The following is a 9375-nucleotide window of genomic DNA, read 5'->3' on the forward strand; positions in this document are numbered from 1 at the left end:
CGGTAACTCATCCCACAGACCGGGCGAGGCCCGGCGCCCCGCACCCTTCCCGCCACCGCTTCCCTCCCGGAAGCGGCGAACCGACGCGCCCTGTGGTCCCCCGGAGAGGAGAGCCGGTGAAGACCCGCCTACAGCGACGCCGCCCAGTCGGCGCCCCGCACCAGGCTGTCGACGATGCCCGGTTCGCTCGAGGCGTGGCCGGCGTCGCCGACGAGGTCGAGCTTCGCCTCCGGCCAGGCGCGGTGCAGCGCCCAGGCGCTGGTCATCGGCGTCACCACGTCGAACCGTCCCTGGGCGATCCAGCACGGAATGTGGCGGATGCGGTCGACGTTCTTCAGCAGCCAGCCCTCCTCCGGGAAGAAGCCGCCGTTGACGAAGTACCAGCACTCGATGCGGGCGAAGGCCACGGCGAACTCGGGCTCGGCGAACTTCTCCGGCCGCGCCCGCGGCCCCTGGACGCTGACGGTGTCGCCCTCCCAGCTCGACCAGGCGACGGCGCAGCGCTCGCGCTCGGCGCGGTCGTCGCCGGTCAGCCGGCGATAGTAGGCCCCCATCAGGTCGTGGCGCTCATCCTCCGGGATCGGCGCGACGAACCGCTCCCACGCGTCGGGGAAGATGTGCGACGCCCCGTCCTGGTAGAACCAGCGCAACTCGGGTTTGGTCAGCAGGAAGATGCCGCGCAGCACCAGGGCCGAGACCCGGTCCGGATGGCTGATCGCATAGGCCAGCGACAGGGTCGAACCCCAGCTGCCGCCGAACACGACCCACCTGTCGATGCTCAGTCGCTCGCGCAGCCGCTCGATGTCCGCGATCAGCTTCCAGGTGGTGTTGTCCTCCAGCTCGGCGTAGGGCCGGCTCTTGCCGCAGCCGCGCTGGTCGAACATGACGATGCGGTATTTCGCCGGGTCGAAGAAGCGCCGCATGCCGGGGTTCACCGCCCCGCCCGGACCGCCGTGCAACACCACCACCGGCAGGCCCTGCGGGTTGCCGGACTCCTCGTACCAGACCTCGTGCGCCCCGTCCGGCGGCAGGTAGCCGCTGGCGTACGCCTCGATCTCCGGGAACAGCTCGCGGCGCGGGGCTTCGGGCGCGGGGAAGGCCATGGGACTCAGGTCTTTCTACGGGCGATTCAGGCGGAACGGGACGAAGGCCGCAGTGCGGCGAGAGCGACAAGGATCCAGGCGGCGATCATCAGCACGCCGCCGACCGGGGCCACGGCCCCCATGGCGCGGACGCCGAGCAGGCCGATGGCCGACAGCGCGAGGGCGAAGACCAGGCCGCCGGCCACGGCCAGCCAGCCGGCGGCGGTCCACAGCCGGCCCCGCGCCGCAACCACGGCGCACAGCAGGGCCAGCAGGGCGTGGACGATCTGGTAATGGGCGCCGGTGGTCAGCAGGGTCTTCACCGCCGGCCCGGCGCCGTGGGCGGCGAAGGCGCCGAGCCCCACCGCCATGGCGCCGCTGAGCGCCGCAACTCCGGCGAGAAGGCGATTCCCGATCATCCCGTGAGGCTAGCCGACAGAATCCGTCCCGTCTGCTATGGGCGCCCGATGTCCCCCGCCGTGCGCATGGCTTTGCAGTATGTGTTGCTCTTCGGCGCCACCGGGGTCAGCCTGCCGTTCGCCGGCCTGTGGCTGCGGTCGAAGGGGCTGGACGGCGCGGAGATCGGCCTGCTGCTGGCCGCGCCGATGCTGGGCCGGGTCGTCACCGGACCCCTGCTGGCCGTCTGGGCCGACGGCTTCCGCACCCGCCGCGCGCCGATCGCCCTGCTCGGCCTGGTCATGGCCGCCGGCTACGCCATGGCCGGGCTGGCGGAGGGGCCGTGGCTCTGCGGCCTCGGCTGGTTCGTCGGGGCGACGGCGGCGGCGGCCCTGATCCCGCTCAGCGACGTCCTGACCCTGCGGCTCGCGGCGCGCCACGGCTTCACCTTCGCCCTGCCGCGGGGATTCGGCTCGGCCGCCTTCGTCGCCGCCAACGTCGGGGTCGGGGGCTGGCTGGTGGCCGCGCCCGCCGATCTGGTGGTGATCTGGGTCACCGTGGCCGGCCTGGCGGTCGCCGCCCTCGGCGCCGCGGTGCTGCCCGCCGAGCCGGTGGGGGAGGGGGCGCCGGTGCGCGGGCGCGAGCGCTTCCGCGGCCTCGGCCGCCTGGTCGCGGACCCGGTCTTCATGACCGCCATCTTCGCCGTCGGCGCGGTCCAGGCGGCGCACGCCTTCCAGTACGGCTTTTCCGCCATCCTGTGGAAGGCCCAGGGCCTCAGCGAGGCCGTCACCGGGCGGCTCTGGGCCTTCGGCGTGCTCGTCGAGATCCTGCTGATGTGGGTGTTCGAGCCGTGGCGCCGGCGCGCCGGCGTCGGGCCGTGGCTCCTGCTGACCGTCGGCGCCGCCGCCGCCGTGCTGCGCTGGACGGCCATGGCCTTCGCCCCGCCGCTGTGGCTGCTTTGGCCGCTGCAGGCCCTGCACGCCCTGACCTTCGCCGCCACCTTCCTCGCCGGGGTGCAGATCGTCGAGCAGCTGGCGCCGCGCGACAGCCAGACGGCCGCCCAGACTCTCAGCTCGGTGCTGTCCGCCGGCCTGCTGATCGGCGCCGCCACGGCCGCTTCCGGCCCGCTGTACGACCGCTTCGGCGCCGGCGGCTACGCGGCCATGGCCCTCCTCGCGGCGGCCGGGCTGCTGGCCGCCCTCCCGCTGCGGCGCCGGCTCGCCTAGACCGCCCGCGGCCGCGGCAGCGGCGACAGGTGCCGGGCCACCGCCTGGGCGGCGGCTTTCACGGCCCGCTGCACCGCCGGGTCGGGCGCGTCGACCGGCGCTCGCAGCAGGGCGACCGCGGGGGCGTCGGTCCCGTCCGGCAGGCCGGACAGCACGCGGTACAGCAGGTAGCTGCCGGCGTCCTCCTCGGCCTCGGAGGTGGCGTGGGCCGGCAGCCCCGCCTCCCGCAGGGCGCGCACCACCTCCGCGGCCGGCGCGGTGGCCCGCACCACGCCCGGGCCCGCCACGTCGAGCCGCCGCACCCCGTCGAGGGTGCGGTTCTCGGCCCGCAGCTGCAGCCGGAAGTCGTCGCCCTTCCGCGTCCGCCCGACCAGCAGCAGGCCGCGGCAGCGGGGATCGGCCAGCCGGGCCGACAGGGTCTCGGCGAGGGGCTCGGGGGCGTCGGCGTCCAGCGGCTCGGTCCGGGCCCCCGGCGGACTCCACGGCACGCCGGACAGGTCCTCGACCGGGTCCCACGCCGTCTCCTCCGGCTCCCAGGCGCAGATCAGGAGCGACGGCCGGGTGTCCGGAGACGCCTGCGGAATGTCTGCCATAACCCGGACCCGTATGACGCTTGCATGACGACGCGCCGCCAACCTGTGGGGGAGGGGCCGCCGCCGTCAACCCCCCACGCGCCGCGGGCGACCGGCCTCAGGCGAGGTCGCCGATCGCCGCGTCCAGCAGCATGAAGGCGCGGCCGCTGTCGCTGGTCAGCCGCCCGGTCACCCCCGCCGTGTCGCCGGCGGCGGCGAGGCCGGTCAGCTCGCGGCCGAAGGCCCGGACGTACGCCTCCGCGTCCGCCCGCAGCGCCGGGTCGCTCAGCACCCGGCGCGACACGCTGCGCACCGCCGCGGGCGCGACCTTGCGGACGATCTGTCGCGCGCCCTCCGGATCGCGGGCCCCCACCGCCCGCGCCGCCTCCTCGACCCGCGAGCGCGGCAGCAGGGCGTTCGGGTCCACCCCCATCCGCCGGATGGCGGCGACGATCCGGTCGCCCACGACCTCGAGGTCTTCCACCGGCCGCGCCTCGTCCGGCATCACCGGGGTGTCGAGGTCCAGCGGCGTCTCCCCGCCCCCTTCGTCGATCAGGTCGCTCCAGCCCATCGGGCCGGCCGGCGGCGGGGCGGGCGCCGCCGGCGCCGGCTCCAGCTTCAGCCGCCCGCGCAGGCCGAAGCCGCGCGACTCCGCCCCGCGCGACGGCGAGGAAGGCGGCGGCGGCTCGCTCGCCGGTTCCGGCCGCCGGCGCGTCGGCGGCGCGTCCCCGGAGACCACGCCCATCAGCCGCACCGCCTCGGTCAGCATGTCGTAGTTGCGCCGCACCCGCTCCTGGAACCCCGCGTCCAGCGCCTCGGTGTCGGCCGCGGCCTTCTGCGACGCGGCGGACAGGGCGGAAAGGCCTTCCTCGACCGCGCGCCGGACCGTCTCGATCCGCTCCCGGGCCTCGTCCGGGAGGCGGGCCGCACGCTCGTCGAGTTCGCCGAGGCTCTCGTCGATGCGCGACAGGGCGACGTCCATCCGCTCGACCACCAGCTCCAGACGCTCCAGCGCCCGCTCGCCGGCGGCGTCGACCAGGCCGCCGGTCTCCTGCACGATGCGTCGGGCGCTCGCCACCCGGGCGTCGGCGGCCTCGTCCGCCTTGCGGGCGGCGTCGAACAGCGCCTCGCCGAGACGGTCGGCGCGCACCTGGGCCTGCTCGGCGGCCTCCGCCGCGGCGGCGCGGGACTCCTCCGCGGTGGCCTGCAGCGCCGCCAGCGCCCGTCGGGTCTCCTCCATCAGGGCGTCGCGGGCCTCGGCGGCCAGGGCCTCGAAGCGGTCCAGCGCCAGCTTGGTGGCGGCGTCGAAGCCGTCGGCCTCGCGCTGCGACATGTCGACGAGGGCGCGGAACTGGTCCGCCGCCGCCTCGACAAGGTCGCGCACGGCTTCGGTGGTGCGAACCGAGGTGTCGTTCAGCTCCCCGGCCGCCGAGCGCGCCGCCGACAGCTGCTCCGCCAGCTGGGCGCGCTGGCTCTCCACCTGGGCCGAGAAGTCCTCCTGATCCGTCCGCAGGGCGTAGGCGGCGGTCACCAGGGCGGCGCGCTGCTGTCCCAGCCCTTCCTCGACCGACTGGATCTGCTCCGCCACGCCGGCGCCGGCGTTCTCCAGCCGCAGGGTCTGCCGGGCCAGGTCGTCCGCCGCCAGACGGGCGGCGTCCTGCGCCTCACCGGCGGCGGCGGCGAGGTCGGCGGCGCGGGCGGCGAGCGCCGCCTCGGCCTCGCGCAACTGCGTCTGGGCGAGATCGGAGGCGTCGACGACCATGCGCGACTGGCGCTCCACGGCGTCGATGACGCCGGCGGCCTGGTTGTCCAGCTGCACGCCGAGGCCCTGCATCTGCTCGCGTTCGCGACCCAGCTGTTCGGCCAGCCGGCGCGCCGTCCGGCCGGCGGTCTCGGCGGCCTCGTTCAGGCGGGCGGTCTCTTCCGCCAGCGCCTCGCGCAGCAGGGCCATGTCCCGGCGCGCCTGCTCGGCGGCGAGCGAGGCCTGGTCGATGTCCGTACGCAGGCTCTGGAGCACCTGCCCGGTTTGCTGGGCGGCGAGGGCGGTCGGGGCGACCAGCGCCTCCGAAAGATCGCGGGCGCGGCGGGTTTCGGCCGCGAGCCCGGCCCCTTGCCGCACCGCGTGCGCCAGCATGATCGCCAGCCCCGCGGGGGCCAGGGCGATCAGGGCGTAGAGGGCCATCCGGAGAGGCTCCAGGTCGACGGCCCCGGACCCATGCTCGAAAGCGGCCCAGGCGGCGACCCCGCCGATCCAGAGCGCAGAGGCGATGATGGCGATCAGATAGGCCTGGCGACCGGTGGGCGCGGGCGGCTGCGCACGGGCGAGCGCGGGGGCGGCCGGTGCGCTCCACGCGACCGGCGGCGACTCGCCGGAGGCGGCCGGCGCCGACGAGGCGAGGGAGGCGCTCTCGGCCGGAAGGGGCGCGAAATCGACCGCGGGTTCGCGCCCGGCCGGCTCCGCCTCCGTCTCCTTCGCCCGGCGCTGCTCCTCGGCGAGCCGGCGGCGGCGACGCTCCGACATGGGTCGGTCGCCGGACGCCGCTTCCCCGGCCGCGGGGTCGGGCGACGCGGGGCCGGCTGGACCGCCGTCGTCGGGGGCGGACCCGGGCTCGGTCAGGTTAAGCGGCGGCCGGTGGCGGGGAGGCTTCATCTGGCGGCGATCTCGTCTCGGAGCGCGCCGTGAGGGCGGACGCTCGGGGGCGTTCGAACCCTAGCGGTTCAATCGCGACGCGCAAAGACGACGAGGGCGGAATCCCGCCGCACGCGGAACGACCCGGCGATCAGCACTCGCGCCGGTTCTGGCGATCCGCCGCCAGAATGGTCGTGGCGGCCTTCTCGCCGCCGCAGTCGCGGACCCGGTGGACCTCGCGCGGCGCGTCGTTGCGGGTGGTGAGGTCGAGGCCGAACTGGGACAGCGCCGCCGTGGCGAGCAGGGCGACGAAGCCGGCGATCAATTCGATCAGCGCCTGCATCGCCGACCCCCTGTGCATCAACAGACGGTGTTATGCGCCCAAAAGCCGGAAACGGCAATGCGCTCCCGCGCGGAACCGCCCCCGCCGCCCCGCCTCTTGCCCCCGGGAACGGAAACAGGGCATGCGCGTCTCCTGATCCGGAAGACGCGCATGCCGCCGTCACGGGAATCGGGCAGGCCAGCGCGATGGAAGACGAGCTCGACACCCTGTTCGATCCCGGCCGCAACTGCTGGCGGACCGAAACGGCCGATCGCTTCGCCGTGCTGATGGAGAACGGCGCCTACTTCGCCGCCCTGCGCTCGGCCGTCGCCAAGGCGACGCGCTCGATCGTCCTGCTGGGCTGGCAGTTCGATCCCCGCACCCGCCTCGACCCCGACAGCCCGGACCATGGCTCCGAACAGTTCGGCCACCAGCTGAGGATGCTGGTGAAGTCCCGGCCGGACCTCGACGTCCGGCTGCTGATCTGGAAGTCGCCGCTGCTCATCGCCGCCTCCCAGGGCTTCTTTCCGCAGCGGGCCCACGCCTGGTTCCGCAAGCGGATGGTCGAGTTCCGGCTGGACCCTCCGCCGGCGCTGGGGGCCTGCCACCACCAGAAGGCGGTGATCATCGACGACCGCATCGCCTTCTGCGGCGGAGGGGACGTGTCCGTGGACCGCTGGGATTCGCCCGAGCACCAGGACTTCGATCCCCGCCGATGCCTGCCGTCCGGGTTGCTGGCCCCGCCGCGGCACGAGGTGATGTGCGTGATGGACGGCGCCGCGGCCCGGGCGCTGGGCGACCTTGCGCGCGACCGCTGGCGGCGGGCCACCGGCGAGCGCGCCGTCGTCGACCCCGGCGAGCACGATCCGTGGCCGGACGGGGTGGAGCCCGATTTCGAAGGCGCGCAGGTCGCGATCGCCCGGACCGAGCCGGAGCGCCGCGAGCGGGCGGCGGTGCGCGAGAACGAGACCCTTCATCTGGACGCCATCCGGCGGGCCCGGAAGCTGATCTACTTCGAGAACCAGTACTTCACCTCGCCGCTGATCGCCGGCGCCCTGGCCGAACGCCTGCGCGAGCCCGAGGGGCCGGAGGTCGTGCTCGTCACCACCGGCGGCAGCCCCAGCTGGTTCGACCGGATGACCATGGACACGGCCCGGTCGGAGGTTCTGTTCCGGCTGGAGCAGGCGGATGTGCACAACCGCTTCTTCGCCTTCACCCCCCACACGCCGGGCGGCCAGCGCATCATCGTCCACGCCAAGGTGTCGATCTACGACGACGAGATCATCCGCATCGGTTCGACCAACCTGAACAACCGCTCCTTCGGTTTCGACACGGAGTGCGACGTGGCGGCGCGTCCCGTCGGAGAGGCGGGGCGAGAGGCGATCCGCCGCTTCCGCCACCGGACCATCGGTCACTGGATCGGGGTCGACGCGGAGACCTTCGCCGCCGCCGAGGCCCTGAGCGCCTCCGTCGGGGACGCCATCCACCGGTTCGACAGCGGTCGGATGCGGATGCTGGGCGCGACGCCCCCGTCGCAGCTGGAGCAGTTCATCGCCGAGTTCCAGATCGGCGACCCCACCTCGCCCCGGGACGCCTTCAGGCCGTGGCGACGGCGCGCGCCCTCCCAGCGTCCGCGCGCGCTTCCGCTGGTCTGATCTCGAAGTCGACCACCAGCGGCAGATGGTCCGAGGCCATGCGGGCGAGGGGGGAGAAGGGCGCCTTCACCGCGGTCACCACCACCTCGGGACTGGTGAAGCAGTGATCGATGCGAATCGCCGGGAAGCTGGACGGGAAGGTCTTGACCGACGGCCGCAGGCCCAGGGTGCGCTGGCAGTCCGCCAGCCGCCGCACGAGGGTCTGGTACGGCCGGGTCAGGGACGTCGCGTTGAAGTCGCCGGTCAGCAGGGTCGGTCCGGTGCAGTCCGGATGGCCCAGCCACTGGTCCCCGACCAGCGCCGCCGCCTGCGCCCGCTGCTCGCGCGGGACCAGACCTAGATGGGTGTTGAACACATTGAGGGTCGCGTCGCCGGTCTCGATCGCCACCCAGAGGGCGCCGCGCGGCTCCAGACCCGGGACGCCGCGGACTGACGGAAGCGGCCCGGAGCGGATCAGGCGCTCGGGCAGATGGGTCAGGATAGCGTCGCCGTAGAGCTCCGCCTCGACCCGCATGGCCGGGTGGAAGTGGTAGCTCATCGACAACTGCTCGGCGATCGAACAGGCCTGGTCGACGTAGCCGGTGCGGGCGCGGCCGACGTCGAGTTCCTGCAGGCAAACGATGTCGGGCTCGTGCTCGGCGATCACCGCCGCGATGCGGCTCACGTCGATGCGACGGTCGACGCCTTCGCATCGGTGCACGTTGTAGGTCATCAGACGGGGCATGAACTTCCGGGCGGCAGGGCGGACAGGCCGTGGTCGCCGCGCGAATGGCGGCGCTTGCGGTCAGATAACGACCAGGCGGTCGTGCAGTTCGTTGCGGTCCCGCCCGGCCGGCGGAAAGTGCTCGGCGAGTACGGCGCCGGCAAGGCCGATCGCGGCCTCGAAGCCCGCTGCCGCGTCGCCCGCCTTCAGCCCGCGCGCCAGCGCTTCGGCGGCGTCGGCCCAGACCGTCTGGTCGACCCGGGCGTGGATGCCGCTGTCGGCGACGACCTCGACCTGGTGATCGGCGAGGCAGGCGAACAGCAGGACGCCGGTCCGCGCCTCGGTGACGTGGACGCCATGGGCGAGGAACTGCTGCACCGCGGCCCGGCGGACCCGGGCGGTGCGGATGCGGCGCGGCGTCAGTCGCCGGCGGACCGCGGGAATCGAGACGAGCAGGAAGGTCAGCGCGAAGAGGCCGGCCTGGATCAGGGCGTAGGCCGCGAGGGCGTGGCCGAGGGTCGCGTCCTGCGCCGCCAGGTGACCCGCCTCCCAGCCTTCGCTGAAACCCGGCACCCAGGAGGGCTGGAAGCCGAGCGGGATCAGGAGCAGGGGCAGGATCAGCGCCGCCGCGGTCGCCCAGGTCAGGGAGACGTCGCGGTAGGAGGAGACGCTGCCGGCGAGCACGCAGAAGATCTCGCCCGAGGTGCGGGCCTCGGCCTCGGCGATGGCGGCCGCGATGCGGGCCTCGGTTTCGGACTGTCGGTTCACCATCCGCCGGACGCGCCTCCGC

General features: G+C 74.4%; 9 protein-coding genes. 2 read left to right on the forward strand and 7 right to left on the reverse strand.

From position 1 onward, the window contains the following. Window positions 1–128: 128 nt before the first annotated feature. Both pip and H2038_RS14625 read right to left on the reverse strand, forming a co-directional pair. A complete protein-coding gene (gene pip, locus H2038_RS14620; RefSeq protein ID WP_292114829.1) occupies window positions 129–1103 on the reverse strand; it encodes a prolyl aminopeptidase in 975 nt (324 codons plus the stop codon). A 26-nt stretch (window positions 1104–1129) separates the two neighbouring features. Continuing rightward, the gene (locus tag H2038_RS14625; RefSeq protein ID WP_292114831.1) at window positions 1130–1501 is read right to left on the reverse strand and encodes a DUF423 domain-containing protein; all 372 of its coding nucleotides are present in this window, start codon (window positions 1499–1501) and stop codon (window positions 1130–1132) included. Window positions 1502–1549: 48 nt separating this feature from the next. Here H2038_RS14625 and H2038_RS14630 point away from each other — a divergent pair, with 48 nt between their 5' ends. Continuing rightward, window positions 1550–2704 carry an MFS transporter gene (locus H2038_RS14630; RefSeq protein WP_292114834.1) on the forward strand — a complete coding sequence of 385 codons (1155 nt, stop codon included), beginning with the start codon at window positions 1550–1552 and terminating at the stop codon, window positions 2702–2704. Here H2038_RS14630 and H2038_RS14635 read toward each other — a convergent pair. The 3 genes from H2038_RS14635 to H2038_RS14645 all read right to left on the reverse strand — a co-directional run bounded on the left by H2038_RS14635 (window position 2701) and on the right by H2038_RS14645 (window position 6248). After that, window positions 2701–3297, reverse strand: coding sequence for a hypothetical protein (locus tag H2038_RS14635; protein ID WP_292114837.1), 597 nt, complete (start codon window positions 3295–3297; stop codon window positions 2701–2703). The genes H2038_RS14630 and H2038_RS14635 overlap by 4 nt on opposite strands. A 97-nt stretch (window positions 3298–3394) precedes the next feature. Beyond that, window positions 3395–5797 (reverse strand): tipN, encoded by a 2403-nt coding sequence (locus H2038_RS14640; RefSeq protein WP_292114840.1) that lies wholly within the window; start codon window positions 5795–5797, stop codon window positions 3395–3397. 259 nt (window positions 5798–6056) lie between these two features. Further along, window positions 6057–6248 carry a hypothetical protein gene (locus H2038_RS14645; protein WP_292114843.1) on the reverse strand — a complete coding sequence of 64 codons (192 nt, stop codon included), beginning with the start codon at window positions 6246–6248 and terminating at the stop codon, window positions 6057–6059. A 185-nt stretch (window positions 6249–6433) separates the two neighbouring features. On the opposite strand from H2038_RS14645, the gene H2038_RS14650 reads away from it, so the two are divergent. Beyond that, a complete protein-coding gene (locus H2038_RS14650; RefSeq protein WP_292114846.1) occupies window positions 6434–7882 on the forward strand; it encodes a phospholipase D-like domain-containing protein in 1449 nt (482 codons plus the stop codon). Here H2038_RS14650 and H2038_RS14655 read toward each other — a convergent pair. Both H2038_RS14655 and H2038_RS14660 read right to left on the reverse strand, forming a co-directional pair. Continuing rightward, window positions 7824–8606, reverse strand: coding sequence for an endonuclease/exonuclease/phosphatase family protein (locus tag H2038_RS14655; protein WP_292114848.1), 783 nt, complete (start codon window positions 8604–8606; stop codon window positions 7824–7826). The genes H2038_RS14650 and H2038_RS14655 overlap by 59 nt on opposite strands. A gap of 60 nt (window positions 8607–8666) precedes the next feature. Beyond that, on the reverse strand, window positions 8667–9375 hold a 709-nt coding region (locus H2038_RS14660), incomplete at its 5' end, for a TPM domain-containing protein (protein WP_366926505.1).

Source organism: Brevundimonas sp. (assembly GCF_013912005.1).
GTDB lineage: Bacteria > Pseudomonadota > Alphaproteobacteria > Caulobacterales > Caulobacteraceae > Brevundimonas.

Coding starts and splice junctions, on each gene's coding strand:
- pip (WP_292114829.1), bottom strand. CDS start 1,103: ATGGCCTTCCCCGCGCCCGAAGCCCCGCGCCGCGAGCTGTTCCCGGAG.
- H2038_RS14625 (WP_292114831.1), bottom strand. CDS start 1,501: ATGATCGGGAATCGCCTTCTCGCCGGAGTTGCGGCGCTCAGCGGCGCC.
- H2038_RS14630 (WP_292114834.1), top strand. CDS start 1,550: ATGTCCCCCGCCGTGCGCATGGCTTTGCAGTATGTGTTGCTCTTCGGC.
- H2038_RS14635 (WP_292114837.1), bottom strand. CDS start 3,297: ATGGCAGACATTCCGCAGGCGTCTCCGGACACCCGGCCGTCGCTCCTG.
- H2038_RS14640 (WP_292114840.1), bottom strand. CDS start 5,797: ATGTCGGAGCGTCGCCGCCGCCGGCTCGCCGAGGAGCAGCGCCGGGCG.
- H2038_RS14645 (WP_292114843.1), bottom strand. CDS start 6,248: ATGCAGGCGCTGATCGAATTGATCGCCGGCTTCGTCGCCCTGCTCGCC.
- H2038_RS14650 (WP_292114846.1), top strand. CDS start 6,434: ATGGAAGACGAGCTCGACACCCTGTTCGATCCCGGCCGCAACTGCTGG.
- H2038_RS14655 (WP_292114848.1), bottom strand. CDS start 8,606: ATGCCCCGTCTGATGACCTACAACGTGCACCGATGCGAAGGCGTCGAC.